The organism is Nocardioides sp. (genome assembly GCF_050699375.1).
GTDB lineage: Bacteria > Actinomycetota > Actinomycetes > Propionibacteriales > Nocardioidaceae > Nocardioides.
Map to the genome: position 1 here is coordinate 1 of NZ_JBOHDN010000158.1, position 25,593 is coordinate 25,593.

26 protein-coding genes and 1 tRNA gene are annotated in these 25,593 nt (G+C 69.7%); 12 read left to right on the forward strand and 15 right to left on the reverse strand.

The annotated features are described in order from the left end of the window. Nucleotides 1-6: 6 nt before the first annotated feature. A tRNA-Thr gene (locus tag ACRDPS_RS11595) sits at nt 7-79 on the reverse strand. Between the two features lie 299 nt (nt 80-378). Here ACRDPS_RS11595 and ACRDPS_RS11600 point away from each other — a divergent pair. Beyond that, nucleotides 379-1,305, forward strand: coding sequence for a LysR family transcriptional regulator (locus ACRDPS_RS11600; RefSeq protein WP_431501789.1), 927 nt, complete (start codon nt 379-381; stop codon nt 1,303-1,305). Nucleotides 1,306-1,476: 171 nt separating this feature from the next. Here ACRDPS_RS11600 and ACRDPS_RS11605 read toward each other — a convergent pair whose 3' ends face one another. The 3 genes from ACRDPS_RS11605 to tmk are packed head-to-tail and all read right to left on the reverse strand — an operon-like array spanning nt 1,477 to nt 4,801. Then, a complete protein-coding gene (locus tag ACRDPS_RS11605) occupies nt 1,477-2,997 on the reverse strand; it encodes an alpha/beta hydrolase (RefSeq protein ID WP_431501790.1) in 1,521 nt (506 codons plus the stop codon). Further along, a complete protein-coding gene (locus tag ACRDPS_RS11610; protein WP_431501791.1) occupies nt 2,994-4,154 on the reverse strand; it encodes a DNA polymerase III subunit delta' in 1,161 nt (386 codons plus the stop codon). The genes ACRDPS_RS11605 and ACRDPS_RS11610 overlap by 4 nt, the downstream gene beginning before the upstream one ends. Further along, the gene (gene tmk, locus ACRDPS_RS11615; RefSeq protein ID WP_431501792.1) at nt 4,151-4,801 is read right to left on the reverse strand and encodes a dTMP kinase; all 651 of its coding nucleotides are present in this window, start codon (nt 4,799-4,801) and stop codon (nt 4,151-4,153) included. Before tmk ends, ACRDPS_RS11610 begins: the two co-directional genes overlap by 4 nt. A gap of 129 nt (nt 4,802-4,930) precedes the next feature. Between tmk and ACRDPS_RS11620 the strand changes: the two genes are divergently transcribed. The 7 genes from ACRDPS_RS11620 (at nt 4,931) to ACRDPS_RS11650 (ending at nt 10,122) form a co-directional block, all read left to right on the forward strand. Further along, on the forward strand, nt 4,931-5,551 hold the full coding sequence (locus ACRDPS_RS11620) for a DUF4178 domain-containing protein (protein ID WP_431501793.1): 621 nt from the start codon (nt 4,931-4,933) through the stop codon (nt 5,549-5,551). After that, a complete protein-coding gene (locus ACRDPS_RS11625; protein ID WP_431501794.1) occupies nt 5,548-6,060 on the forward strand; it encodes a DUF2617 family protein in 513 nt (170 codons plus the stop codon). Before ACRDPS_RS11620 ends, ACRDPS_RS11625 begins: the two co-directional genes overlap by 4 nt. Continuing rightward, nucleotides 6,053-6,550, forward strand: a complete 498-nt coding sequence (locus ACRDPS_RS11630; RefSeq protein ID WP_431501795.1) for a DUF4247 domain-containing protein — start codon at nt 6,053-6,055, stop codon at nt 6,548-6,550. The genes ACRDPS_RS11625 and ACRDPS_RS11630 overlap by 8 nt, the downstream gene beginning before the upstream one ends. A 24-nt stretch (nt 6,551-6,574) precedes the next feature. Then, nucleotides 6,575-6,997: a DUF350 domain-containing protein gene (locus ACRDPS_RS11635; protein WP_431501796.1), complete on the forward strand. Its 423-nt coding sequence runs from the start codon at nt 6,575-6,577 to the stop codon at nt 6,995-6,997. Then, the gene (locus ACRDPS_RS11640; RefSeq protein ID WP_431501797.1) at nt 6,994-8,574 is read left to right on the forward strand and encodes a polyamine aminopropyltransferase; all 1,581 of its coding nucleotides are present in this window, start codon (nt 6,994-6,996) and stop codon (nt 8,572-8,574) included. The genes ACRDPS_RS11635 and ACRDPS_RS11640 overlap by 4 nt, the downstream gene beginning before the upstream one ends. Continuing rightward, nucleotides 8,574-9,608, forward strand: a complete 1,035-nt coding sequence (locus tag ACRDPS_RS11645) for an ion channel (RefSeq protein WP_431501798.1) — start codon at nt 8,574-8,576, stop codon at nt 9,606-9,608. The genes ACRDPS_RS11640 and ACRDPS_RS11645 overlap by 1 nt, the downstream gene beginning before the upstream one ends. A 79-nt stretch (nt 9,609-9,687) precedes the next feature. Then, on the forward strand, nt 9,688-10,122 hold the full coding sequence (locus tag ACRDPS_RS11650; RefSeq protein WP_431501799.1) for an HIT family protein: 435 nt from the start codon (nt 9,688-9,690) through the stop codon (nt 10,120-10,122). Between the two features lie 42 nt (nt 10,123-10,164). On the opposite strand, the gene topA is transcribed toward ACRDPS_RS11650, so the two are convergent. After that, nucleotides 10,165-12,870 (reverse strand): type I DNA topoisomerase, encoded by a 2,706-nt coding sequence (gene topA, locus ACRDPS_RS11655; RefSeq protein WP_431501800.1) that lies wholly within the window; start codon nt 12,868-12,870, stop codon nt 10,165-10,167. A 290-nt stretch (nt 12,871-13,160) separates the two neighbouring features. Between topA and ACRDPS_RS11660 the strand changes: the two genes are divergently transcribed. Further along, on the forward strand, nt 13,161-13,919 hold the full coding sequence (locus tag ACRDPS_RS11660; RefSeq protein ID WP_431501801.1) for a hypothetical protein: 759 nt from the start codon (nt 13,161-13,163) through the stop codon (nt 13,917-13,919). Here the strand turns inward: ACRDPS_RS11660 and ACRDPS_RS11665 are convergent. Together ACRDPS_RS11665 and ACRDPS_RS11670 are read right to left on the reverse strand one after the other, a co-directional pair. After that, nucleotides 13,867-15,345, reverse strand: coding sequence for a DUF7059 domain-containing protein (locus tag ACRDPS_RS11665; protein WP_431501802.1), 1,479 nt, complete (start codon nt 15,343-15,345; stop codon nt 13,867-13,869). The two genes, ACRDPS_RS11660 and ACRDPS_RS11665, sit on opposite strands and share 53 nt — an antisense overlap. 51 nt (nt 15,346-15,396) lie before the next feature. Beyond that, on the reverse strand, nt 15,397-15,732 hold the full coding sequence (locus ACRDPS_RS11670; RefSeq protein ID WP_431501803.1) for an anti-sigma factor antagonist: 336 nt from the start codon (nt 15,730-15,732) through the stop codon (nt 15,397-15,399). A 183-nt stretch (nt 15,733-15,915) separates the two neighbouring features. Between ACRDPS_RS11670 and ACRDPS_RS11675 the strand changes: the two genes are divergently transcribed. Together ACRDPS_RS11675 and ACRDPS_RS11680 are read left to right on the forward strand one after the other, a co-directional pair. Continuing rightward, nucleotides 15,916-18,243: a DEAD/DEAH box helicase gene (locus ACRDPS_RS11675; RefSeq protein WP_431501804.1), complete on the forward strand. Its 2,328-nt coding sequence runs from the start codon at nt 15,916-15,918 to the stop codon at nt 18,241-18,243. Continuing rightward, the gene (locus ACRDPS_RS11680; RefSeq protein ID WP_431501805.1) at nt 18,244-18,540 is read left to right on the forward strand and encodes a hypothetical protein; all 297 of its coding nucleotides are present in this window, start codon (nt 18,244-18,246) and stop codon (nt 18,538-18,540) included. It begins immediately after the preceding gene. Here ACRDPS_RS11680 and ACRDPS_RS11685 read toward each other — a convergent pair. From ACRDPS_RS11685 to ssd, 7 genes are all read right to left on the reverse strand, one after another. Next, nucleotides 18,537-18,923 carry an Rv3654c family TadE-like protein gene (locus tag ACRDPS_RS11685; RefSeq protein ID WP_431501806.1) on the reverse strand — a complete coding sequence of 129 codons (387 nt, stop codon included), beginning with the start codon at nt 18,921-18,923 and terminating at the stop codon, nt 18,537-18,539. The two genes, ACRDPS_RS11680 and ACRDPS_RS11685, sit on opposite strands and share 4 nt — an antisense overlap. Next, nucleotides 18,920-19,318, reverse strand: a complete 399-nt coding sequence (locus tag ACRDPS_RS11690) for a TadE family type IV pilus minor pilin (protein ID WP_431501807.1) — start codon at nt 19,316-19,318, stop codon at nt 18,920-18,922. The genes ACRDPS_RS11685 and ACRDPS_RS11690 overlap by 4 nt, the downstream gene beginning before the upstream one ends. Before the next feature lie 3 nt (nt 19,319-19,321). Next, the gene (locus tag ACRDPS_RS11695; protein ID WP_431501808.1) at nt 19,322-19,498 is read right to left on the reverse strand and encodes a DUF4244 domain-containing protein; all 177 of its coding nucleotides are present in this window, start codon (nt 19,496-19,498) and stop codon (nt 19,322-19,324) included. Nucleotides 19,499-19,788: 290 nt separating this feature from the next. Continuing rightward, nucleotides 19,789-20,505 (reverse strand): type II secretion system F family protein, encoded by a 717-nt coding sequence (locus tag ACRDPS_RS11700; RefSeq protein WP_431501809.1) that lies wholly within the window; start codon nt 20,503-20,505, stop codon nt 19,789-19,791. 162 nt (nt 20,506-20,667) lie between these two features. Next, nucleotides 20,668-21,441: a type II secretion system F family protein gene (locus tag ACRDPS_RS11705; RefSeq protein WP_431501810.1), complete on the reverse strand. Its 774-nt coding sequence runs from the start codon at nt 21,439-21,441 to the stop codon at nt 20,668-20,670. Then, on the reverse strand, nt 21,438-22,604 hold the full coding sequence (locus ACRDPS_RS11710; protein ID WP_431501811.1) for a TadA family conjugal transfer-associated ATPase: 1,167 nt from the start codon (nt 22,602-22,604) through the stop codon (nt 21,438-21,440). Before ACRDPS_RS11710 ends, ACRDPS_RS11705 begins: the two co-directional genes overlap by 4 nt. Then, complete coding sequence (gene ssd, locus ACRDPS_RS11715) at nt 22,601-23,656, reverse strand: septum site-determining protein Ssd (RefSeq protein WP_431501812.1); 1,056 nt, start codon at nt 23,654-23,656, stop codon at nt 22,601-22,603. The genes ACRDPS_RS11710 and ssd overlap by 4 nt, the downstream gene beginning before the upstream one ends. Before the next feature lie 124 nt (nt 23,657-23,780). On the opposite strand from ssd, the gene ACRDPS_RS11720 reads away from it, so the two are divergent. Continuing rightward, the gene (locus ACRDPS_RS11720) at nt 23,781-24,575 is read left to right on the forward strand and encodes an HAD family hydrolase (protein WP_431501813.1); all 795 of its coding nucleotides are present in this window, start codon (nt 23,781-23,783) and stop codon (nt 24,573-24,575) included. Nucleotides 24,576-24,846: 271 nt separating this feature from the next. Here the strand turns inward: ACRDPS_RS11720 and ACRDPS_RS11725 are convergent, their stop codons facing one another. Next, the gene (locus ACRDPS_RS11725; RefSeq protein ID WP_431501814.1) at nt 24,847-25,584 is read right to left on the reverse strand and encodes an oxidoreductase; all 738 of its coding nucleotides are present in this window, start codon (nt 25,582-25,584) and stop codon (nt 24,847-24,849) included. Nucleotides 25,585-25,593: the final 9 nt, after the last annotated feature.

A 25,593-nucleotide genomic window follows, 5' to 3' on the forward strand; every position in this document is an offset into this window, starting at 1 on the left:
TGTCGGAGCCGCCTGTCGGAATCGAACCGACGACCTTCTCATTACGAGTGAGACGCTCTGCCGACTGAGCTAAGGCGGCGTACCGTCACCGTTACCGCATGAAGCGGCTCTGGTTGAGCGGACCGGACGAGTGTACCGAGACTGCGCGCTCGACACTAAAACGGTGCGCCTCGACGTGCTCGTCGATGGTCATGCGAGTGGGCTTACCCTTGCCGATGAGGCGGCCCAGGCGGCGAACGCCGTGCTTCATTGCTGCTCTACTCCCCTATGAACATGGAACTGCCACCGGCTGCGGACGCAGTGGTGGTGATTCAATGATGACGACAGGTGAGCCATAGAGGTAGACGATCTTTCCTTGGAAAGACATAGGATGTCTCTATGTTGTCGCTGCACCAGCTCCGGGTGTTCCTCGCGGTCTACGAGCATGGCTCGCTGACCGCAGCCGCCGAGGAGCTCGGTTATGCGCAACCGTCGATCTCCGAGCAGGTCAGAGGCCTCGAGCGTACGCTCGGCGTCCAGCTTTTTCGCCGGGTCGGGCGCGGGGTGGTGCCGACCGGGGTGGCCGACGAGCTGAGGCCGCACGCGGAGCGTACGGTCGCGGCGGCCGAGGACGCGCGCAAGGCCGTGCAGGCGGTCAAACAGTTCGAGACCGGAACCATCCGGTTCGGGATGTTCGGGATCGCGCGGCTCTACGGCGGTGCCGGGCTGGTGGCCGACGTGCTCGACCGCTATCCGGGCGTACGCGTCGAGCTGGTCGGGCAGAACTCGGCCGAGGTCCAGGACGATCTGCGGCGCGGACGCCTCGAGGCGGCGATGCTCTCGGTCGGCAGCGTCTCCGGTGAGGGGCTGAAGATCAGTCCCGTCGCTCGCGACGAGCTCGTCTACATCTCGGCGGACCCCGCGCACCTGGCCACGCCGGTCACCCCACACCGGCTCTCGCTGGCCACGCTGGTCATGGCCGACACGACCTGGAGCTCGGAGGACGCCACCCGCACCACGCTGCGCAACCTGCTCCACGAGACCGGCCGCAACCCACCGAGCCGCATCGAGGTCGAGGACCTCGAGACGGCGGTCGAGCTGGTGGGGATGGGGTACGCCGACAGCGTCATCCCCCGGGGAGCCGCCGAGCAGCTCCTCCCCCGGCTGGCACCCAAGGCCGGGTGGGTGTCGCTGCGGCCCCGGACGTACGACACCTTCGCCATCGTCCACCGCACCGACGCCACCCTCTCCCCCGCCGCGACCCTGATGATCGAGCTGGCGACCAAACGGATCCAGGCCATCACCGACCCCGTCCACCCGCGCTGACCCACCCCGCGCCGAGGCGTCACTCCTGCAGGCCGAGGCGTCACGTGTGCAGGCCGAAGGGTCACGTGTGCAGGCCGAGTTGGCACCGCGGTGACTTCTCGGCCTGCAGAAGTGACTTCTCGGCCTACGTACGTGACGTCTCGACCTGCGGGAGTGACTTCTCGGCTGGGGTCAGCACTCCAGGCCGTCGTCGGGGACCTTGCCGTCGACCAGGTAGTCGTTGATGGCGTCGTCGACACAGTCGTTGCCCTGCATGTAGCCGGTGTGGCCGTCGCCGTCGCGGGAGACGAGTACGCCGGCGTCGAGGGCCTTGGCGAGCTTCTCGGCCCACTCGTAGGGGGTCGCCGGGTCGCGGGTGGTGCCGACGACGACGATCGGGTTGGAACCCTCGGCGTCGATCTCGGGCTCGGGTTCGCTGGCCTTGAACTTCTCCCCGGCGCAGCCGTTGAGCATCCAGGCCAGCGCCGCACCGAAGGTGGGAGCCTCCTCTTCGAAGGCGGGCAGCTGCTTGCGCACCTCGGCCGGAGTGAGACCGGAGGAGTCGTCGAGGCAGTTGATCGCCCAGTTGGCTTCCATCGTGTTGTTCAGATAGCCGCCTTCGGGGTCGCGGCCGGCGTAGTTGTCCGAGAGGCTCATCAGCTGGGTGCCGTCACCCTTCAGCGCGGCCTCGAGCGCGTCGGTGAGGTAGGGCCAGTAGGACTCGACGTACAGCGGCGTGATCAGGCCGTAGAGCGCGTTGCCCGAGGTCAGCTCGCGCTTTCCGGCGGGCAGCGGCTCGGCGTCGATCTCCTCCATCAGCTTCTGGACGCGCTCGACGCCGTCGTCGACGGTGTCGCCGAGGAAGCAGCTGCCCTTGTCGACGCAGTTCTCGACATAGGAGCGGAGCGCGACCTCGAAGCCCTTCGCCTGGGCCAGGTTGGACTCGAGCACGCTCAGCCCCGGCGCGATCGCGCCGTCGAGGACGAAGCGGCCGACGCGGTCGGGGTAGAGCTCGGCGTACGTCGACCCGAGCTGCGTCCCGTAGGAGGCACCGAAGTAGTCGAGCTGGTCCTCGCCGAGCGCCGCCCGGAGCACGTCCATGTCGCGGGCCGCCTCGACGGTGCTGACGTGTGCGGAGATGCCGTCCTTCTGGGCGGCGCAGCCGTTGGCCATGTCGGTGCCGGTCTTCGAGTACGCCTTCTCCTCGGCGGCGGTGTCCGGGTCGGGGTCCACCGCGACGTACGCGTCCAGCGCCTCGTCGCCGAGACAGTCGACCGGTGTGCTCTGCCCGACGCCACGAGGATCGAAGCCGACGATGTCGTAGGAGTCTCGGACCGTGGGGCTGAAAGACTGGTTGTTGTAGAGCGCGTACTCGATGCCGGAGCCACCCGGGCCGCCCGGGTTGATCGCCAGCGAGCCGATCTTCTCCTCGTTGGCCGGGTCCTTGATGACCGCGATGTCGATGGAACGGCCGGTGGGGTCGGCGTAGTCGAGCGGGACCTCCAGGGTCGCGCACTCGAAGGCGCCGTTGCAGTCCTTCCAGGCCAGCTTCTGGCTGTAGAAGGGCTGCAGGCCCTCGGCCGGAGCGGCGGTCGCCTTCGCGCTCGGACTCACCTGGTCGGCGTCGGGGGTGCCTCCACCGGCACCACAGCCTGCGGTGATCACGGTCAGAGCGGTCAGCGCGGCGGCGCCGGTCACTGCTTTGAGTTTCACTGATCTCCTCCGGGCGGCAACAGCGCCACCATCATGGCTTCCAGCACCAACTGGGGCTGCACGTTGAACTCCAGCAGCTGCTCGCGGGCCTCGAAGACGGCCGCGATGCGCTGCAGGTTGCCCTCTGGGGTCGTCGCCTCGGCGAGCCGGGAGATCTCGGCCCGGTGCTCCTCGTTGACGAGCGTCACCGGGGCACCGGCGGCGAGGGTGATCGCGTCGCGGTAGATCGAGACCAGGTCCATCAGCCCCCGGTCGATCACGTCGCGGTGGCGCCGGGTCGCCCGGCGCTTCTGGTCCTTCTCGAGAGCGGACAGCGCGGGGCCGTACTCACGAGGCCGGCGACCTCGATCGACGACGCCGTAGCCGGCATCGAGGTCGGCCTTCTCCCGGGCGTCGAGCTCCGCGGTGACCGCGTCGGCCTCCTCCTTCGACACCGCGGCCAGCTCCCCGGCGGCTCGGAGCGCGTCGGCGAGGGTGCTCAACCGGGTCGGGTAGGTGACGACCTGCTCGCGGCGGCGCCGGGTGTCGTCGTCTCGGGCGAGCGCCTTGGCCCGGCCGATGTGGCCCTGGCTCGCGCGCGCCGCGTAGGCCGCACGGGCCTCGTCCACGCCGAGCGTACGTTGCAGGAAGGCCGTCACATCGGGTGCGGTCGGGGTGCTCAGCGTGACCAGCCGGCACCGCGACCGGATCGTGGGGAGCACGTCCTCGACGGTCGGCGCGCAGAGCATCCAGACGGTGCGCGCCCCGGGCTCCTCGACCGCCTTGAGCAGGGCGTTGTTGGCCTGCTCGGTGAGCCGGTCGGCGTCCTCGATGATCAGGATCTGCCAGCGTCTTCCGGCCGGGGACAGCGCCGACTGGCGGACGAGGTCCCGGATCTCGTCGACCCCGAGGGTCAGCTTCTCGGTGCGGACCAGGTTGACGTCGGCATGGCTGCCGGCGAGCACAGTGTGGCACTCGTGGCACCGGCCGCAGCCACCGTTCGGGCACTGCAGCGCGGCGGCGAAGGCGATCGCGGCGTTGGACCTCCCCGAGCCCGGCGGGCCGGTGAAGAGCCAGCTCTGGGTCATGCCGTGGCCGCCGGCGGCGGTCTGCAGCGTGGAGATGATGTGGCGCTGGCCGACGAGGTTGTCCCAGACGGACGCGGTGACCACGTTCATGCCGTCACCGCCTGAGTGAGCATGGGCTCGAGGCGCGCCAGGACCGCCGCGTGGACCTCGTCCATCGGCGCCCGCGCGTCGAGGACGAGGTAGTGATCGGGGTTGCGTTTGGCCAGCTCGACGAAGGCCTCACGCACACGCTGATGGAACTCCACCGACTCCTGCTCCATACGATCGCGCTCCTCGAACCGCGTGAACCCTGCCGTCGGATCCAGGTCGAGCAGCACGGTCAGGTGGGGACGCAGGTCGGCAGTCGCCCAGCGGGCGACCTCCTCGAGCTGGGCGGCATCCAGCACGCGGCCCGCGCCCTGGTAGGCCAGCATCGAGTCGACGTAGCGGTCGGTGATGACCACCTCGCCCCGCTCCAGCGCCGGGCGGACCATCGACTCGATGTGCTCGGCCTTGTCGGCAGCGAACAGGAGCGCCTCGGTCCGGTCGTCGAGGTCGCCGGTCTCCGGGGACAGCACGATGCGGCGTACGTCCTTTCCTACGGCCGTGTCCCCCGGCTCGAAGGTCAGCAGCACCTGGTGGCCGCGGGCGGTCAGCGCCTCGTGGAGCAGCCGCGACTGGGTCGACTTGCCCGATCCCTCGCCGCCCTCGAAACAGACGAAGACACCGCGCTCTGCGTAGACACCCGGAAACCTCACGAGCCAAACCTACGGGGTGGCACCGACAAGCCAGACGTACGCCGCCCGGGCCCACCGCGATTGAGGCTGCCGAACACCACATCGCAGGCTAAGGTTCGGGCGTCCGAACCTGATCCGAAGGAGTCACCGGTGATCTACGTCCTGATCGTCCTGCTGCTGGCCGCGCTCGCGGTAGCGGCCTATCTGATCTGGAGGAGCAGGCAGCAGCCGACGACGCAGCAGCAGGAACCCGACGACTTCATCGGCGACCAGCACAAGCACGCCTCCGACCAGCTGCGCCAGGTGCGCAACGGGGACGTCGTCGAATACCTCGGCCACAACTGGTTCGTCCGTGGACGGATCGACTTCGACGAGCACGGCTACCGCTGGACCGAGCACATGCTCGACGACGCCGAGGGCAAGAAGTGGCTCTCGATCGAGGACGACGAGAGCTTCGAGGTCTCGCTGTGGCACGCGATCCCGCTCGGCGACATCGAGCAGGGCGCCGTCGGTGACCGGGATGTCATCGTCGGCGGCGTCGCCTACCGGCTCCAGGAGAAGGGCACCGCGGCCTTCACCGCCACCGGCGCGACCGGGACGGCGCCGTCCGGGTCGGCCGACTACGCCGACTACAAGTCGGTCGACGGCAAGCTCCTCGGCTTCGAGAAGTGGGGCAGCAACTGGGAGCCCTCCCTCGGTGAGGTGCTGCAGCCGTTCGAGCTGACCGTCTACCCCTCCACCGACCGTCCCGCGACCCTGGACGACGAGTGACCCTTCTGGACGTCCCGTTCGCGGACGTACGGGGTGACACCCTGCACTGGACGCTCGATCCGGTGCCGTGCACTCCGTTGGCCTCGCGGACGATCTCGCTCGAGGACGGTCTCACGGTCACGTTGAGCGTCCTGGGCGCCAGCCACCAGGTCGTCGTACGCCGCCACGGCCGTCCGCTCCTGCACGAGACGATCGCGTGCGGGATCTCCGATGCCTCGCCCCTTCCCGGAGCACATTCGGCGGGCGGCTACCGCCTCGGCTCGCACGTCGCCTCGGTGGGACCCGACGAGCTCGCCGAGCGGGCATCGGGGCTCGTGGAGCGGTTGAGCGGGCGTACGGACGCCGTTGTCGCCCACTTCCCGGGCGACCCGCACGCGGTGACCGCGCTGACCCTGGACGGGGTCAGCGACGGGGAGATCGCGTGGCGCACCTGGCACACCTACCCACAGACCGGCGAGATCGTCGCCACCACCACCAGCTACCGGCCCGAGGAGGTCGCACGTGTCTGAACCCAACGACTCGGGAGGCAACCCGAACCGCAAGCTGATCGGGTGGGCGATCGTCGCGGCGTGCGTCGCGCTCGCCATCGTCATCGCCATCGCCGTCTCCGGCGGCGGCGGGAACAGCCCCGAGAAGTATCTGCGCGACAACTTCGACCACGTGAGCGGCTCCGACCCCGACAGCGACGCCGGGATCGTCTTCGAGGACGACGGCACGGTGACAGCGGTCGCCAGCAAGATCGCGAGCGGCTCCGACGCCGACGAGAACCGCGCCGAGGGATCCAACCAGTATCTGCGCTACGACGACGACTGGCTGGTCGTCGTCGAGCCGCGTACGCCCTCGGGATCGACGATCACCTTCTACGAGTACGACCGCGGCTACAACCACCACGCCACCGTGATCGGGCTGTGGGGCTGGAACAGCTACTACAACCGCAACAGCGGCGGCGGCAGCAGCGGCGGATCCTTCCGCGGCGGCGGCAGCGGATCCGGCAAGTGACCACCTCAGACTGGAGATGAACCGATGACTGACATTTTGAGCGGACTGCTGTCCACCGTCGCCTTCGCCGCCCTCGGGCTGGTCCTGCTGGTGGTCGGCTTCTATGTGATCGACCTGCTCACCCCGGGCAAGCTAGGGCAGCTGATCTTCGTCGAGCACCGCCGCGACCCGGCGCTGCTGCTCGGCTCCTCGGTCGTCGCGATCGCGACGATCGTGGCCACCTCGATCTACACCGCGGAGGCGGACACGCTCCAGGGGCTCGCCGAGACCGCTGCGTACGGCCTCATCGGGATCGTCCTGCTGGCGGTCGCGTTCGTGGTGCTCGACCTGATCACCCCGGGGCGGCTCGGTGAGCTGATGACCGATGACAAGGACGACCCGGCGATCTGGGTCACGGTCGCGGTGCAGCTGGCCGTGGGCGTGATCGTGGCGGCCTCGATCACGTGAGCATCCCGCTCCCTTCGCTGCCTGCGCTGACCGCCATGCCCGAGGGACGAGCGGCTCGGCTGCTCGTCCTCGCGGCGGTGTTCGTCTGCGCCGCGTGCGGGCTCGTCTATGAGCTCGCGCTGGTGACGCTGGGGAGCTATCTGCTCGGCAACTCGATCGCGCAGACCTCCCTGGTGATCGCGGTGTCGATGTTCGCGATGGGCATCGGCGCCGTGCTCGCCAAGCCGCTCACCGCGCGGCCGCTGCGCGCGTTCGTCGGTGTGGAGATCGCGCTCGCCGCGGTCGGCGGCGCTTCGGTGCCGGCGCTCTATGCGGGGTTCGCGTGGCTGCATCTCTACACGCCGATGATGCTGGTGGTGACGTTCCTGATCGGCGCGCTGGTGGGCGCCGAGATCCCGCTGCTGATGGAGCTGCTGCAGCGGCTGCGGCGCCAGCAGGCCTCGCTCGCGGTCGCCGACATCAACGCGGTCGACTACGTGGGCGCGCTCATCGGCGGGCTGGCCTTCCCGTTCGTGCTGCTGCCGACGCTGGGGCTGCTGGTGGGGACCGTGGCCACCGCGGCGCTGAACGTGCTCGCCGCGTGGACGGTCGGGGTGGCGCTGGCCGGGACGCGTCGGCGGCGCGGGCTCGTCACCGCGATCTGCGGGGCGCTCGCCGTCGCCCTCGGCACGACCGCGGTGCTGGCCGACTCCTTCGAGCTCAACGCCCGGCAGGCGCTCTACCGCGACCCGATCATCCACTCCCAGCGCTCGGACTATCAGGAGATCGTGGTGACACGAGGCGCTCCGGTCGGGCCGGAGTTCGACGACGTACGTCTCTTTCTCGACGGTGACCTGCAGTTCTCCTCGCTGGACGAGTACCGCTACCACGAGATGCTCGTCCACCCGGCGATGAACGGGCCCCACCAGCGGGTGCTGATCCTGGGCGGCGGCGACGGGCTCGCGGCGCGGGAGGTGCTGCGCTATCGGTCGGCGTCGTCGGTGACCCTGGTCGATCTCGACCCCGAGGTGGTGTCGCTGGCGCGTTCCTTCGAGCCGGTCTCCTCACTGACCGCAGGCTCTCTGGAGGACCCCCGGCTGACGTACGTCGCCGACGACGCGTTCTCGTGGGTTCGGGACTACGCGGGGGCGCCCTTCGACGTGGTGATCGCCGACTTCCCCGACCCGGACTCGACCGCGCTGGCCAAGCTCTACTCGGTCGAGAACTACAGCATGATCGGCAGGCTGCTCGCTCCTGACGGACGGATGGTGGTGCAGTCGGGCAGCCCCTTCTTCGCGCCGGACGCGTTCTGGTCGGTGCGGCACACGCTCACCGAGGCCGGCTACCGGACCACGCCCTACCAGGCCGACGTACCTTCCTTCGGCAACTGGGGCTACGTCCTCGCCTCCCGCGGGTCCTCGGCTCCTGAGCTGGGGCTCGACGACGAGGTGCCGGGCGGGCTGCGCTATGCCAGCGACACCGTGCTCGCCGCGGCCTCGTCGTTCCCGCCGGACCGCGCCGAGCGCCCGACCTCGGTCACCACCCTGCTGGATCCGGCGATCCTGGAGTACGCCCGGAAAGGCTGGGTCGGCTACTGATGTTCTTCCTGCTCCGACTGGTCCGCCGCACCTCACAGCACTCCGCGTGGGTGCTCCCCCTCGCGATCATCTGCTTCGTCTTCGTCACCGGCTGGATCGCGATGACGCTCGCCCAGCCAGGCAGCGACATCGTGCATCCGGCCAACTACTGGTGGTGGTTCCTGGTCACCGCGACCACGGTCGGCTACGGGGACTTCTTTCCCGAGACCACCGGAGGGCGGCTCGTCGGGGCGTACGTCGTCTTCGGCTCCATCACCACCCTCGCCATCTTGTTCAGCCGGATCTCGGCAATCATCGAGAACGCCAAAGGACGCCGCATGCGTGGAGAGATCACTTTCAGCGGACGAAACCACATCGTGCTGCTCGGCTACACCGCCGGGCGCACCGAGCGGATCTTGGCCGAGCTGCTCTCCGAGCCCGAGCGGGAGGTCGTCCTGGCGACCTGGGAGGATCAGCTCACCGAGCACCCGCTGGCCGGGGAGGACCGTCTTCATTTCGTACGCGGCGACCTCACCGATCTCTCGGCGCTCGCCCGTACCGGACTCTCCGGTGCGCACAGCGTGCTGATCGACGCGCGTGACGACAACGAGGCCGTCACCCTCACCGTCGCGGCCAACGCGGCCGCTCCCACGGTGCACACGATCGTGGCGCTGCGGGATCTTCGGGTGCAACGGACGATCTTCCGCGTCGACGCCACCGTCCACTGCGTCCAGTGGCACAACACCCAGCTGATCGCGGAGGAGCTCAGCGATCCTGGGATCGCGGAGGTCTACCAGGAGCTCGCCACCGCCGGCGGCATGGGCACCTATTCGCTCACCGTTCCCGCCGGTGCTCCCTCTGGGACCGCTGGAGCCTGGCAGTCCGCTCTCGGCCGCTCCCACGGCGCCACCCTGCTGGCCGTGCGGACCGTCGACGGCATCCAGGTCAGCCCGTCCTGGGACCTACCCGTCGCTCCGGGCGCGAGGCTGTTCTACATCGCTGCCGACCGGCTGGACTACGACGAGGTCGCGGGGTCGCTCGGCGCGACGGGGTAGGTCCCGAGCGGGCGAAAAATTTCGCCCGCTCGACCTGCGCCTTGGACGGCGGGGCTTCCTGTTCGGCTAGGTTGCCGCGGTGGACTGCTACAACTGCCGCAACAGCGCCCTCGAGTCGCTGCCGCCGCGCGAGTCGATCGTCCGTACGCAGCACTGGCGGGCGGGGCACGCCTTCAACGTCACGCTCCCCGGCTGGTTGGTTCTCGCGCCGACCCAGCACGTCACCGCTCTCGACGAACTGCCCGCCGAAGCGCAGGTCGAGCTCGGCACGCTGCTCGGGTCGCTGTCCGCGGCACTGCGAGCGGTGACAGGGTGCGTGAAGACGTACGTCATGCAGTTCTCCGAAACCGAAGGCTTCGAACATCTTCACGTGCACCTGGTGCCACGGATGGCTGACCAGCCGGCGAGCCTCAAGGGCCCGAACGTGTTCGGCTACATGACCAACGACGAGACCCGGTGGCTGCCCGAGACCGAACGCGACCGGCTGGCGCTGGACCTCCGCAGCAGGTTGTGAAGCTGAGAGTGGTCTATAGGCCACGCTCAGCTTCACAACCGGTCAGGACTTCTTGGCCGCAGCCTTCTTGGTCGTCTTCTTGGCGGTCGACTTCTTCGCCGGAGCCTTCTTCGTGGCCTTCTTGGCGGTCTTCTTCGTGGTCCGCTTGGTGCTCTTCTTCGCCGGACCCTTGGCGCGCTTGTCGGCCAGCAGCTCGGCAGCGCGCTCGGCGGTCAGGGTCTCCAGGTCGTCGGCCGCGCGGAGGGTGGCGTTGTATTCACCATCGGTCACGTACGCACCGAAGCGGCCGTCCTTGACCACCATCGGCTGACCGGAGACCGGATCGGGACCGAGCTCCTTGAGCGGCGGCTTGGCGGCGGCGCGGCCACGCTGCTTCGGCTGGGAGTAGATCTGCTCGGCTTCCTCCAGCGTGATCGTGAGCAGCTGGTCCTCCGAGCCCAGCGTGCGGGAGTCGGTGCCCTTCTTCAGGTAGGGCCCGTAGCGGCCGTTCTGCGCGGTGATCTCCTCGCCGTCGGCGCCGGTGCCGACGACCCGCGGCAGGGTCAGCAGCTTGACGGCGTCCTCGAGCGTGATGGTCTGGAGGCTCATCGACTTGAAGAGGCTGGCGGTGCGAGGCTTGGCGCCCTTCTTCGCGTCTTCGGGGAGCTGCTCGGTGACGTACGGACCGAAGCGGCCGCTCTTGGCGACGACGGTGAGCCCGGTGTCGGGGTGCGCGCCGAGGATCAGCTCCTCCCCTGCCGGGTTGGCGAAGAGCTCCTTGGACTTCTCCAGGGTGAGCTCGTCGGGCGGCAGGTCGTCGGGGACGTTGGCGCGCACCGCGAACGGGGTGCCGTCGTCGCCCGGGCCCTCGATGTAGGGGCCGTAGCGGCCCACCCGCAGGTGGACCCCGGAGTCAGGGTCACCGACCGGGAAGGTGGCCAGCTCGCGGGCGTCGATGTCGCCGAGGCCGTCGACCAGGGGCTTGAGGCCCTTGATCCGCTCGGAGCCGAAGTAGAACTCGCCGAGCTCGGTGGTCATGTCCTTGGCGCCGTTGGCGATCTCGTCGAGGACCTCCTCCATGCCCGCCGTGAACCGGTAGTCGATCTGCCGAGGGAAGTGCTCCTCCAGCAGCCTGACCACCGAGAACGCGACCCAGGCCGGCACCAGCGCGGTGCCCTTCTTGGAGACATAGCCACGGTTGATGATCGTCTGGATGATGCTCGCGTAGGTCGAGGGCCGACCGATCTCGCGCTCCTCGAGCTCGCGGACCAGGGTCGCCTCGGTGTAGCGGGCCGGCGGCTTGGTCTCGTGACCGTCCGCGGTGAGGCTGGCGGCGTTGACCGTGTCACCCTCGTCCAGGTTCGGGAGCCGGGTCTGCTGGTCGTCGGAGGTCTGGTCGGCTGAGTCGGTGCCCTCGACGTACGCCTTCAGGAAGCCGTGGAAGGTGATCACGCGGCCGGTCGCGGAGAAGACCACGTCCTCACCGCTGGTCGCGTGTGCCCCCAATCGGATGGCGACCGAGTTGCCGACCGCGTCCTTCATCTGGGAGGCGACGGTGCGCATCCAGATGAGCTCGTAGAGACGGAACTGCTCGCCGGTCAGCCCGGTCTGCGCCGGGGTGCGGAACGAGTCGCCGGCAGGACGGATGGCCTCGTGAGCCTCTTGGGCGTTCTTGACCTTGGAGGCGTACGTCCTGGGGGAATCCGGCAGGTACTCGGCACCGTAGAGCTCGCGGACCTGAGCACGGGCGGCGCCGATGGCGTCCCCGCTCAGGGTCGTGGAGTCGGTACGCATGTAGGTGATGAAGCCGTTCTCGTAGAGACGCTGGGCGACCGACATGGTCGTCGACGCGCTCATCCCGAGCTTGCGGCTCGCCTCCTGCTGCATCGTCGTGGTGCGGAAGGGGGCGTACGGGCTGCGCTTGTAGGGCTTGGACTCGACCGAGCGGACCTCGTAGGTCTGGCCCTCGAGGCCGGCGACGAGGCTCTCGGCCCGGCCGCGGTCGAGGTGGACGACCTTGTCGGACTTGATGAGGCCGTCGGGACCGAAGTCGGTGCCGCGGGCCACGCGACTGCCGTCGATCGAGGTGATCTTGGCCGGGAACATCCGCGGGTCGTGGTCGGAGCCGGCGTCGAAGGTGCCGGCGAGGTCCCAGTAGGAGGCCGTCCGGAAGGCGATCCGCTCACGCTCGCGGTCGACGACGAGCCTGGTCGCGACCGACTGGACCCGCCCGGCGCTCAGCCGGGGCATGACCTTCTTCCACAGCACCGGGGAGATCTCGTAGCCGTAGAGACGGTCGAGGATGCGGCGTGACTCCTGGGCCTCGACGAGGTCCATGTCGAGCTCGCGCGGGTTCTCGGCGGCGGCCAGGATCGCGGCCTTGGTGATCTCGTGGAAGACCATCCGCTTGACCGGGATGCCCTTCTTCGGCTTCAGCTCGTCGAGAAGGTGCCAGGCGATCGCCTCCCCCTCGCGGTCCTCATCGGTGGCGAGGTAGAGCTCGTCGGCGTCCTTGAGGAGCGACTTGAGCTTGGAGATCTGCTTCTTCTTGTCGCTGGGCACGACGTAGTAGGGAGTGAAGCCGTTGTCGACATCGACGCCGAAGCGCCCCCACGGCTTGTCCTTGATCTTCGCCGGGGTGTCTGCCGCGCTCTGCGGAAGGTCGCGGATGTGCCCGACGGATGCCTCGACGACATACCCCGATCCGAGGTAGCCACCGATCTTCTGTGCCTTCGCCGGGGACTCGACGATCACCAACTTGTGTGCCACTGACGTCCTATCTCACTGCAGCAGAGCCTGGCACCACTGACAAGCTCTGGCGAGACACGTTAGCGCGTGTCTCCAGCCGGCATGGGTCCAGTCACCGCGGTTCAAGCGGCACCGTCGCCTCAGCAACATGGCGTGTTGCCTTGGGCGCCGCGAGGACAATACCTAGCACGGTCGGGAGTGTGAGCGTGAAATCGGTGTCTCATCCGGTCACGTCCGAAAACTGTCGGTGCCCGTCCGTATGGTGGCTTTCGAGGACGGCGAGACCAACCGATTTCGAGAGGTCTCTGCTGATGATCGACGCTGAATACATCGAATACATGGACACCGTGGCCACCCCACCGGAGCATCTGGTGTGCTCCGAGTGCGCCCAGCTGCTCGCCAGGACCAACGTGATCCTGGAGCGGCTGGAGGCCGAGCTGACCCAGCCCCGTTGGCCGTCGGAACCGACGACCTCGCCACGGCCCGACCACGAGGTGGCGTTGGACTGGCTGGCCGCGTTGTGCGGCGGTCACGAGGCGGTCACGGCGCTGGGGGCCGCGCCCCTGGACGAGGACGGCCTGGACCTACCGCTCGACGAGGACTCCGCGGGACGTACGCAGCTGGAGGCCGTCGCGACGCTGCTGGACGAGGTCGCCGCCGACTTCCCGAGCGCAGAGGTGGGATTCGCGCTGCGGCGGGCGCTGCTGCGGCTGTGGGAGATCGACCCGCTGGTCGTGGACCGGCCGGCACAGCCGGCCCAGGTGACAGCTGGGATCGTGTGGACGGTCCTGGGCGCCAACGGGCTCGCCGGGCCGAGCGGCCTGGTCACCGCGACCGAGCTCAAGGAGCGGCTGGGGGTGAAGAAGATGCCATCCGCCTACGGAAAGCAGCTCGCGGCCGCGATGCGTGGCTTCTGGCCGTGGCAGACGCAGCGCCCCTGGGGCATGCGCGACCTCCCCGACCTGGAGCCGCTGGGCTATCCGGACCTGCTCGTCTCGAGCGTGCGGAAACGCCTGATCAGACTGCGGGACCAGGCCCTCCTGGCACGGGACGGAGGAACCCCTCGGTGACCAGCTCCTGAGCGATGGGGAGATAGCTGCTGCGTACGACGGCGGGGTCGCGGTCGAGGATCTGCGCGAGCGCGTCGAGGATCTGGCCGACGCTCAGGTCGCCGTCGCACGCGCCCGCGAAGGCCGCCTCGATCGTGTCGGCCTGGCGGGCGCGGCGCAGGCCACGCTGCTGGCGCAGGATGACGGTGCTGGGGTCCTCGGCTCCGGGCTGGCCGAGGGTCTCCTGCTGGACGTCCTCGGCGAGCACCAGCGTGGACTCGGCGGTGACCTCGACCCGTGCGGACTCGCCCCAGGCCTTCAGAGCGGGGGCGATCGGCTGCTCGACGTCGTAGGGCCACTCGAGGAGCTCACGCTTCGGGTTGGCCGTGTCCGTGCGGTGCAGGTTGATCCAGCCGAATCCGACGCCCTCGATCTTCTGCTCCTCGAACCACGACAGCCAGGTGTCGTAGCGGGTCAAGTAGTCCTCGGCGCCGTGGTGGCCGGAGTCCTTGAGCCAGAGCTCGACGTACGCCGCGGGGTCGAGCACCTCACGCTGAACCACGAAGGCATCGACCTCATCGCTCAGCCACGCCTCGAGGCGGTCGTCCCAGGGCTGCTCCTCGGAGATGATCCAGTTGCCCAGGATCTGACACCAGCCACCTTCGGTGAGCATGCCGGGAGCGGCCTTGACGATGTCCTCGACCACCCGGTCCCCGGGCAGACCGGAGTCGCGGTAGACGAGGCGCTCGCCGGTTGCCGGGCTGATCACGAACGGCGGGTTGGTGGCGATCAGGTCGAAGCGCTCGCCTGCCACGGGCTCGAAGAACGACCCGTCGCGTACCTCGACCCGGTCCTCGACGTCGTTGAGGGCGGCGTTGAACCTGGTGATCCACAGGGCACGTTGATTGATGTCGGTAGCGACGACCCGGTCGCTGTGGGTCGCCAGGTGCAGGGCCTGGACACCGCAGCCGGTGCCGAGGTCCAGGGCGGTGCCAACCTGGTCACGAATGGTCAGCTGCGCCAGGGAGGTGGAGGCGGGGCTGATGCCGAGCACATGCTCCTTGCCGACGCGCTGCGGTCCTCCGTCCAGGCCCGGGGTGAGGTCGGAGATGACCCACAGGGAGGTGAGATCGGTGGCGTAGGGACGTACGTCGAGGCGGGCCGCGACCTCACCGACGGACTGCTCCAGGATCCCTTCGACGGCGAGTCGGTCAACGAGACCGGGGAGCGCCGCCTCGGCCTGGTCGAGAGGCACCGTCGTCTGCAGCAGGAAGAGCCTGACGAGAGTCTCCAGCGGGGTGCCCCCGTGAGTGCGCCTCCGGCCCGGCAGCGTCTCGTTGCGACTCAAGGCGCTGTGGGCGGTCGGCCCGAGCAGCTCGGCCACGGAGTCGTAGGAGAAGTCGGCCTGCTGGAGGGCGTCGCGGAGTCGGTGCGGGAGATCACTCACGCGCCGAGCCTAGTGCGCGCTTCGCTCGCTCAGTTCGTCTGTGGGGTCGAGTCAGCCTGCGGCCGCGCCCTCGGCGCTGGCGTGGATGTCGAAGACCTTGGCCAGACCGGTGATCCGGAAGATCTTGAGCAGCCGTTCCTGGGTGCAGACGAGACGGAGCATGCCGTCGTGGGCGCGCACCTTCTTCAGCCCACCGACGAGGACACCGAGTCCGGTCGAGTCGAGGAACTCCACCGCCTCGAGGTCGACGACGATGTCGTAGTGACCGCGGGAGACGAGCTCGGTGATCTTGTCCCTCAGCTTCGGAGCGGTATAGACGTCGATCTCGCCGCCCACGGCCACAACGGTGGCCGAGTCGAGCTCGCGAGTCGCAAGCGTCAGATCCACTTCGAAGTTCTCCTGCCAAGGAACGTCAGACAACTGACTCCGGCATCGGTCATCCTCTGTGTCCGATACTCGGAGTCGATCGTAATGTAACCACGCCTCACCAGGTTGCGCGCAAGAAACTCGCAACGTGATGCCAGGTTGAGAGGTCACCAGCGTAGCGACGACCGGGATTCTGGGAGAATCATGCACGTGTTGACGACAACGACCGGTGATCTGGTGCGCCGGCTCGCCGCCGTCCCGGGCCGGGAGGACCGGCTCGCTCACCTCGAGCAGGTCCCATCGCGAGACGCCGTCTTCGCCGACTGGCCGGACTGGGCCGCGACCGAGGTCGTCCGCGCCTTCACCGCTCGTGGGATCGAGCGCCCTTGGCAGCATCAGGCGGTGGCCGCCGAGGCTGCCCATGACGGCAGCCACGTGATCGTCTCGACGGGCACCGCGTCGGGAAAGTCGCTCGCCTACCAGCTCCCCGCACTGACTGCCGTCCGCGACGGACGGGGTCGACGTGGCGAACGCGGCGCGAGCGTCCTCTACCTCGCGCCGACCAAGGCGCTCGCCCAGGATCAGCTGAGCGGCCTGCGGGAGCTCGGCGTCGACGTGCGCGCGGTGACCCATGACGGCGACAGCACCCACGAACAGCGGGACTGGGCCCGTGACTTCGGCGAATACATCCTCACCAATCCCGACATGCTGCACCGGTCGCTGCTTCCCGGGCATCAGCGGTGGGCGGCGTACTTCCGGTCGCTGCGCTACGTCGTGATCGACGAGTGCCATCACTACCGCGGCGTCTTCGGGGCGCACGTCTCGCACGTGCTGCGGCGCCTGCGCCGCATCTGCGCCCTCTACGGCTCCTCGCCGACCTTCATCCTCGCCTCGGCGACCGTCGCCGAACCGTCGATCGCCGGCGAGCGGCTCACCGGGCTTCCGGTGCTCCCGGTGACCACCGACTGCTCTCCACGCGGCGAGCTCTCGATAGCGCTGTGGCAGCCACCGCTGACGACATACGCCGGCGAGAACGGCGCTCCCGTGCGCCGAGCCGCCTCGGCCGAGACCGCCGATCTGCTCGCCGACCTGGTCTCCTCCGACGTACGCACGCTGGCGTTCGTACGCTCCCGGGTCGGGGCCGAGCAGGTCGCCCTGACCGCGGCCGCCGAGCTCGCCGAGGTCGACCCGTCGCTGCCCGGACGGGTGGCGTCCTACCGCGGTGGCTACCTGCCCGAGGAGCGCCGGGCCATCGAGGCGTCGCTGCGCTCGGGCGAGCTGTTGGGGTTGGCGGCGACGAACGCGCTCGAGCTCGGCATCGACATCAGCGGGCTGGACGCGGTCGTGCTCGCCGGCTATCCGGGCCGACGCTCGGCCTTCTGGCAGCAGATCGGCCGGGCGGGACGGGGTGCGGGCGACGCGCTGGGCATCCTGGTCGCTCGCGACGACCCGCTGGACACCTATCTCGTCACCCATCCGGACGCCCTTCTCGGGCAGCCGGTCGAGGCCACCGTCTTCGATCCGGCGAATCCGTACGTCGTCGGGCCTCACCTGTGCGCCGCCGCGCAGGAGCTCCCGCTGACCGAGCCGGACCTGCCGCTCTTCGGGCCGGGTGCCCGCGAGATCCTGGACAACCTGGTGGCTTCGGGGCTGCTGCGCCAGCGGGCTCGTGGGTGGTACTGGACCGATCGTCGGCGGGCCGCGGATCTCGCCGACATCCGCTCGTCGGGTGGATCCCAGGTGCAGCTGGTGGAGTCCGAGACCGGCCGGGTCGTCGGCACCGTCGACGCGGCGAGCTCCCACGCGAGCGCTCACCCGGGCGCCGTCTACGTCCATCGCGGCGAGACCTATCTCGTGCACGAGCTCGACCTGGACGAGCATGTCGCGGTCATCACCCGTGACGACCCCGGCTACTCCACGTCTGCCCGTGAGATCACGGAGATCTCGATCGTCGCCGAGCGCGAGCACGTCGCCTGGGGCGAGTGCCGCCTGGCGTACGGCGATGTCGACGTCACTCATCAGGTCGTCTCCTTCCTGCGCCGGCGCCAACCCAGCGGCGAGGTGCTGGGCGAGGAGCTCCTGGACCTGCCGGAACGTACGCTGCGCACCTCCGCGGTGTGGTGGACCGTGCCCGGCTCGGCTCTCGAGGCGGCCGGGTTGGAGAAGGCGGATATCCCGGGGGCCGCTCACGCCGCCGAGCACTGCTCGATCGGACTCCTGCCGCTGATCGCGACCTGTGACCGTTGGGACATCGGCGGCGTCAGCACCGCGGTCCATGCGGACACCGGCATGTTGACCGTCTTCGTCTACGACGGCCATCCCGGTGGTGCCGGGTTCTCCGAGCGCGGCTTCCGGGCCGCCCGGGAGTGGCTGGGCGCCACCTTGGAGACCATCGAGACGTGCGAGTGCGACGACGGCTGCCCCTCCTGCGTGCAGTCCCCCAAGTGCGGCAACCAGAACAACCCGCTCGACAAGCACGGCGCGATCGTGTTGTTGCGTCTGCTTCTCGACGAATGGGCCTACCCTGTGTAGATGCTGATCTTGGGTATTGTGCTGATCGTCGTCGCCGCGGTCCTCATCGTTCTCGGTCTCTTCACCACCGGCAACGGTGACCTCGAGGACCCGATCGCGACCGTGCTCGGCCTTCCGGTCGGCGCGACCACGATCTTTGTGATCGGCCTCGTCGCCGGCGTACTCCTCCTGTTCGGCCTCTCCCTCACCAAGTGGGGCGGCAAGCGCCAGGCGAAGAGCATGAAGGAGAGGCGTGAGATGAGAAAGATCGTCCAGACGGTGCACGACGCCGAGCCCAAGGCCACGGACGAGAACTAGTGTCCTGCGCCGGTCGTGCCCGTCGGGACTGTCGGGCCCGCCCTCGCCATGGCCACCGGATCGCCGGGCTGCCCGAGCCAGCGCGGCCCCTCGACCCGCACGGTGACGGTGACGTCCTCGTCGGCGATCTCGCAGGACGTCAACGTCGCATCGTTGCGTTCGGCGGTCGATGCCGCCGCTGCGCACGCATCCTTGGAGACCTGGAGTGCGTTGGCTCCTGCCAGCGCCGCGAGATCAGCAGCGGACTGAGCTGTGCGGTGGGCCACGAAGACCGCGCCCACCACCCCCAGCGCCGCGCCGAGGAAGAGCAGCAGGCCGATCACACCGACTGCGAGCGGAGTCGCAGACCCGCGTTCGTCGGCGCCGCTCGGGACCGGACTCACCGCTCCACCTGGGTCGCCTCGGTCACGGCGACTGCCTCACCGCGAACGGTCACACCCGGCATCCAGCTGAAGATGCCGCCGGGGCCCCTGACGCGGGCACGCGCCGAGGCCACGACCTCCTCGGCGCCGGCACTGACACTCAGCTGCGTACCGGCAGGACCGACCCGACGTCCGCGGGCGACGGCAGAGCCACTGTCGTCGCCTCGTGCGACTGCTCGAGCGGTCTCCCGGGCCGCGTCGACCACCTGGATCTGCGCGGCCCCGACCGACAGCAACCACACCAGCCCGATGGTCACGGCCACCAGGAGCGGGATGACCATCACCAGCTCCGCCGTGGCGGCACCGCGCTCACCCCGCTCCCGGACGGAGCGTGTCCCCGGCACGCTCGCGGACATGTCTCAGATCCCCAGCAGGCTGAGCACGTGCTGGAACAGCCGGTTGAGCAGGTCGTTGCCGAAACCACCGGTCAGCAGCTTGTAGAGCAGCCCCGCAAGGCCAGCGCCCGCCGCCGTGCCGACTGCGTACTCAGCCGTCGTGATCCCCTTCTCGTTCTTCTGAAGATGTGCCTCGGTCATGGGTTGATCCCCTCTGCTCGTTGGCCGTCCGTACGGCCGTTCAAGACGACAATGACGCTCCCCATCGACATCCGCGACCGCCAATGCGCGGCCTGTGGATAACCCCTTCCCGAACCCTCCTTGTGGACGGCAACCGGCCCGCTGGCCAGGGAAACCGAAAACGCCGAGAGGTCACTTCTGCAGGTCGAGTTGGCACTCGAGTGCCAACTCGGCCTGCACAACTGACGTCTCGGCCGGCGCGGTTGACTTCTCGGCCTGCAGAGGTGACCTCTCGGGTGGCGGCTCGGCGCTCAGATACCGAGGTTGGAGAGGAGGCCGCCGACGACGGGGACCACGCCCAGGAGCAGGAAGGCGGGGAGGAGGCAGATGCCGAGCGGTACGGCGGCCTTGACGCCTACCGCACGAGCCCGGTCCTCGACCTCGGCACGAGCGTTTCTGGTCAGGTCGTCCGCGAGGCGCTCGACGGTGGTGGCGACCGGGGCACCGGTCGCCTGAGCTCGGGCCAGCGCCCGGCCCAGCGGGGCCAGTGCTGGGTCGTCGACCAGAGTGCGCCAGGTCTTCTCGGGGTCGGCTCCGAGGCGGAGCCGGGACGCAGCGGGAAGCAGTCGCGCGGCGGCTGGTCCGGGAAGCGCGGCCGCCACCGCCACCAGGGCCTCGGCCGGGGCCGCGCCCGAGGAGAGCGCGGCGGAGAGGAGGCGTACGAGAGCGGGGAGCTCGGCCTTGGCCGCCTCACGCTCGCGGCGGACCTCGGCAGGCTCTACCCGACCGATCACCAGCCAGCAGACGACAGCCGCCGGCGCCGCGAGGACGGCGCCCGCGGTGCCTCCGACGAAGGAGTAGACCGCGCCGGCGGCAAGGAGCGCCAGCAGCGGCCGCCAGCGCATCATCCAACCCCCGGGGTCGCCTGGCTCCTCGATCCGAGCGATCGGGCCGGGAAGCTGTGTTGTCGGCGCCGGCAGCAACGCCGCCGCCAGCCCGAGTGCGACCGCGGCGAGCCAGATACTCATCGGGCCGCCTCCGTAGCGCAAGCGCCAGAATACCGACGCATCCCGATGAAAGACCCACAGACCACTCGCTGACGCTCGCTCACTGGGCCACCTCCGTGGCGCAAGCGCCAGAATACGGACGCACCCCGATGAAAGACCCACAGACCACTCGCTGACGCTCGCTCATCGCGCCTCCACCCCACGCGCGATGCCCTCGATCCACCACAGACCCAACCACCCGAGGAGCAGCCCGAGACCGAGGCAGGCGAGGCCCACCGGTGAGCCGAGCAGGAACGCCACCGGGTCGCCGCCGACTCCGCTGCCCATTGCGAGCGCGGCCACCGGAAGCCCCGCGATCAGGCGGGCCGTCGAGCGCGCCGATCCGAGCTCGCCGTCGACCACTCGCTGGGTGGTGGCTGCCGCACGCAGATCGAGTGCCACCCGGTCGAGTGCATCCGCGAGTCCGCTGCCGGTCTGGTGCGCGATCTGCCAGGCAGCCGCGACGACCCGGAGCGAAGCCGCACCCGGAACCTGGGCGACCTCGCGCCAGGCCGCCGGGACGTCGGAGCCCATCCGCTGCGCCTCCGCGACCGGCTCCACCACCGGCCACTCCTCGGCGAGCTGCGTCAGCGCCGGTCCGGGCGGGTGCCCGGCAGCGAGCTCGGCGGCCATCTGCTCACAGGCCTCGACGACGCGGTTGGCCGTTCGTCCCGCCTCGATCCGCTCGCAGCGGCGCCGCCACAGGGCGAAGCCACCGAAGGTGGCGATCCCGAGCAAGACGGCCGCGACGACCGTCTTGCCCGGGAAGACGATGGGGATGAGGGCGACCAGCAGGAGCGACCACCGCGGCAGCTGCCAGGCGCGCTCCCGCTCGGCGACCGTGGCGCGAGGGCGGAGCATCAGCGCGGCCGCCGCACCTGCCAGGCAGGCGACGAGCGCGAGAGCCAGTCCACTCATCGGTCGGCTCCGAGCAGTGCCTCGAGCCGCTCCGAGGCGGGACCGGCGACGACGCCTCCGTCGGAAGCCACCGAGCAGGCCGTCTCCATCCGCACCAGCCCGTCGCCGTCTCGCCTGGGCAGCGCGATCTCGGTCAGCACCCGTCGGCCCGCACGCCGGCGCAGGTGCACGACGACGTCCACCCCCGAGGCGAACTGGCTGTGGGCCGCCTCCCGGCCGAGACCGGCGGCCAGCGCCAGCGCCTCCACCCGCGCCGGGACGTCGGCCGCGGAGTTGGCGTGCAACGTGCCGCAGCCGCCCTCGTGGCCGGTGTTCAACGCGGCCAGCAGGTCGACGACCTCGGCACCACGCACCTCCCCCACGACCAGCCGGTCCGGACGCATCCGGAGGGCTTGTCGCACCAGCGTGTGGAGCGCGACGGCTCCGGCGGCCTCGATGTTGGCCGGGCGTGCCTCGAGGCCGACAACGTGCGGATGGTCCGGACGCAGCTCGGAGGCGTCCTCCACCAGCACCAGCCGCTCCTCGGGCGGCACCAGAGACAACAAGGACGCCAGCAGGGTCGTCTTCCCCGACCCGGTGCCACCTGAGACCAGGAAGGCGGAACGCGCCAGCACCAGCCGGCACAGCAGATCCGCCACCGCGGGAACGACCATCCCCGAGGACGCCAGCTCGTCGAGCGTGAACGCTCGCGCCGAGGGCACCCGCAACGAGATCACCGTGCCCGGCCGCGCCAGCGGCGCGAGCACCGCGTGGAAGCGGCTGCCGTCGCCCAACCTCAGATCGACATACGGGGAGGCGTCGTCCAGTCGGCGACCGGCTCCCGCCGCCAGCCGCTGGGCCAGGCGCCGCACGGCCCCGTCGTCGGGGAAGGTGACCGGAGCGGGCTCCAGCCCGGAGCCGCGGTCGATGAAGACCTGGTCGGGCCCGTTGACGAGCACGTCGGTCACCCCGGCCAACCGCAACAACGGCTCCAACGGTCCGGCCCCGACCACGTCGCGGCGCAGCATCTCGAAGACCGCCAGCACCGTCGCGTCGCCGACGATCCGGCCCTCCGCCCGCAACGCCTCCTGCACCCGGTGCGGGGTGAGCTCTCCCGGCGTACGCGCCAGGTGGTCGCGGACGAGGTCGACGACCTGCGGCGCGACATCCACGGCGATCGTCATGCCGCCATCGCCCCGGCGCGGACCCGGCATCGCGTCAGCACCTCTGCCGCCGCACGCGCCAGCGGCGCCCGTTTGGAACGGACCGGTCCCAGACCCAGATCGATGGCCTCCGACAGGCCGCGCTGATCCGGCATCGAGGCGACCACCGGGAGCCCGAGGGCTCGCCCGACAGCCTCGGGTTCGGCCGCGCGACCCCGGACGACAACTCTGAGCCGATCCCGCTCGGGGAGTCGGGAGATCAGCTTCGCGGCCGAGGCCGTTCCGGTGACGTTCGCCCGGACCACGACGAGCACGACATCGCATCCGGTCAGGAGCGCCTCGGTGCCCAGGGCGGACTCGCGTGGCAGATCGACCACGACCAGGTCATGACCGCGGCGGGCCGCGGCGAGCACCTCGCGCACGATCTCCGGTCCCGGAGGAGACGCGTCGCTTCCCGGCCAGCCCAACAGACCGAGCGACCCGACGTGCGGCACCGCCTCGCGCAGCGCTCGTCCTCCCAGCCGTCCGGCGGTCTGCCCGAGATCACCCCAGGTCACCCCGGGAAGCTCATCGAGACCGAGCACCCGCGCGGCCCCGGGCCCGAGCCGGTCGGCATCGACCAGCAAGGCCGGCCCACGCTCGGACCCCAGGCTGGCCAACGCCGCTGCGTACGTCGTCGCGCCGGCGCCGCCAGATCCGCCAAGCACCCCGATGACCAGGCCGTCACCACCTTCCCCGTCGCTCACGTCGGCCAGCAGCCCGGCGACCACGGCTTCCGCGGACGGCAGCTCCAGCAACGTCTCGGCGCCCACCTCGAGCGCGGCCCGGAGCATCGGCTCGCCTGTCGAGCCCCAGCCCACGACGTACACCCCGTCTCTTCGTGGCGGGCGCAGCGAGGCCAGCTCGGCCAGCAGGTCGGTGCCGACGAGGACGAGCGGCGATCGCTGCCAGCGCCGCAGGGCGCCCACGGCATCGGGGCACTCCTCGACGGTGACGCCGGAGGCAGCGGCCAGGCGCGCGGCCTCCGCGGCGAGCAGGGAATCTGAGGTGATGACGAGAGTTTCCGAGGTCATGCCAGCAGCATCCGCCTCCACGCCGACATTTCCCTCCGCAATTTCGGCGCCTGTGGATAACCCCGTCCCGAACCCGGCCTGTGGATGGTGATCGGCCCGCCCAGCGGGCGTCTACGATGTCCGCATGACACGCGTCGCTGCGTTCTTCGACCTCGACAAGACGATCATCGCGAGGTCGAGCACGCTTGCGTTCTCCAAGCACTTCCAGGCCGGCGGCCTGATCACCCGCGCGGCCATGATCCGCTCGGCCTACTCCCAGTTCGTCTTCGTCGTCGGCGGAGCCGACCACGACCAGATGGAGAAGATGCGCAAGTCGCTCTCCGAGATGGTCACCGGATGGGACGTGGCGACCGTCAAGGAGATCGTCGCAGACACCCTCCACAACGTGGTCGACCCGCTCGTCTACGAGGAGGCCGTCCAGCTCATCGAGCAGCACCACGCCCAGGGCCACGACGTCATCATCGTCTCGGCCTCCGGCACAGAGCTGGTCGAACCGATCGGCGCGATGCTCGGCGCCGACCACGTCGTCGCCACCCAGATGGAGATCGAGGACGGCCGCTACACCGGCGAGATCGCGCTCTATGCCTACCGGGAGGAGAAGGCCCGCGCGGTCCACGAGCTGGCCGAACGTTTCGGCTACGACCTCGACCAGTCGTACGCCTACTCCGACTCCGTCACCGACGTGCCGATGCTGGACGAGGTCGGGCACGCGTTCGCGGTCAATCCCGACAAGGACCTGCGCAAGGTCGCCAAGGAGCGCGGCTGGGACGTCCTCGTCTTCAACAAGCCCGTGGCGCTGCGCAGCCGGATGCTCACCCCGTCCACGCCGACCCTGGCGGCGTTGGCCGTCGGCGGTGCCGTCGCGATCGCCGGCGGGGTCATCTGGGCGGGCACGAAGCGCCGCCGCCTCGGTGCCTGACCGGCCGACCGCACCGATTCCGCAGGGGCGGCATGATCCTCCTCATCCTGCAGAATTTCCAGCCTTGAATCTGCGTGCTAATCAGCGTAGAAACAGAGGTGTAACAAGACGTACACGAGTGCCAGGCACCCACGCGGCGATCCACCCATCTGATGGGGTGCTGTAGCCGGGGAGAAATCCCGACGCAGTGACCAGACCTTGCACGCTTGGTAACCAGACACACTCGTGTCCGCGGTGGCATCCGGTGCTCACAACCCACCGGGTGCCACCTTCACTTCTTCTCGGCAGCGTCCAGCCGCAACGGCGACGCCTCGGCCCCGGCTGCGTACGCCTCGGCCGCATAGAGCAGCCACGAGTGCGCCCCCGCCTGGCCGCCCTCGCGGAAGCCGCGCAGGTTCGACTCGTAGGCGGCCCGCAGCGCCAGATGACCGGCCTCCGGCACGACCAGCGACTTCTCGTCCACGCCCCGCGCGACCAGCACCAGCCGCTCCGCGGCCCGCGCGACCAGCCCGTTGTGGGACGCGAACGGCGCTGCCGAGGCCAGGTCGGCGTGCACGAAGGCAGCCACGACCAGCGCCGGCGCGGACGTCGGCGCGAGCAGCAGGTCGGCCAGACGCCGAAGCCGCGCGGACGCATCAGAAGATCGCGGCCGGCCGAGCTCCTCGGCCTCCAAGGAGGCGCCCGCCGCCAGCGCGTGCATCCGCGCGAACGCCTGCAACGGCGCGTGCTTCATCACCGGCGCCAGGGACAGCAGCTCGGTCGAGAGCCTCACCGCATCCTGCGCGATCGGGTCGCCACCGGACGTACGCACCGCAGCCAGCGTCGACCCGGAGCCCTCCAGCACCGCGGACGCGTGCGCACCGCGCAGCAGCGACTCGGCGGTGGTCTCCGGAGACGTACGCCGCAGTCCCCGGTCACGCAGCATCACGTCGATGCCGTCACGGGCTGCGGCGAAGCCCGAGGCCACGCCTTCGAGCGACACCAACCGGGCAAGGGGATCGTCCTTCACTCCCCCAGC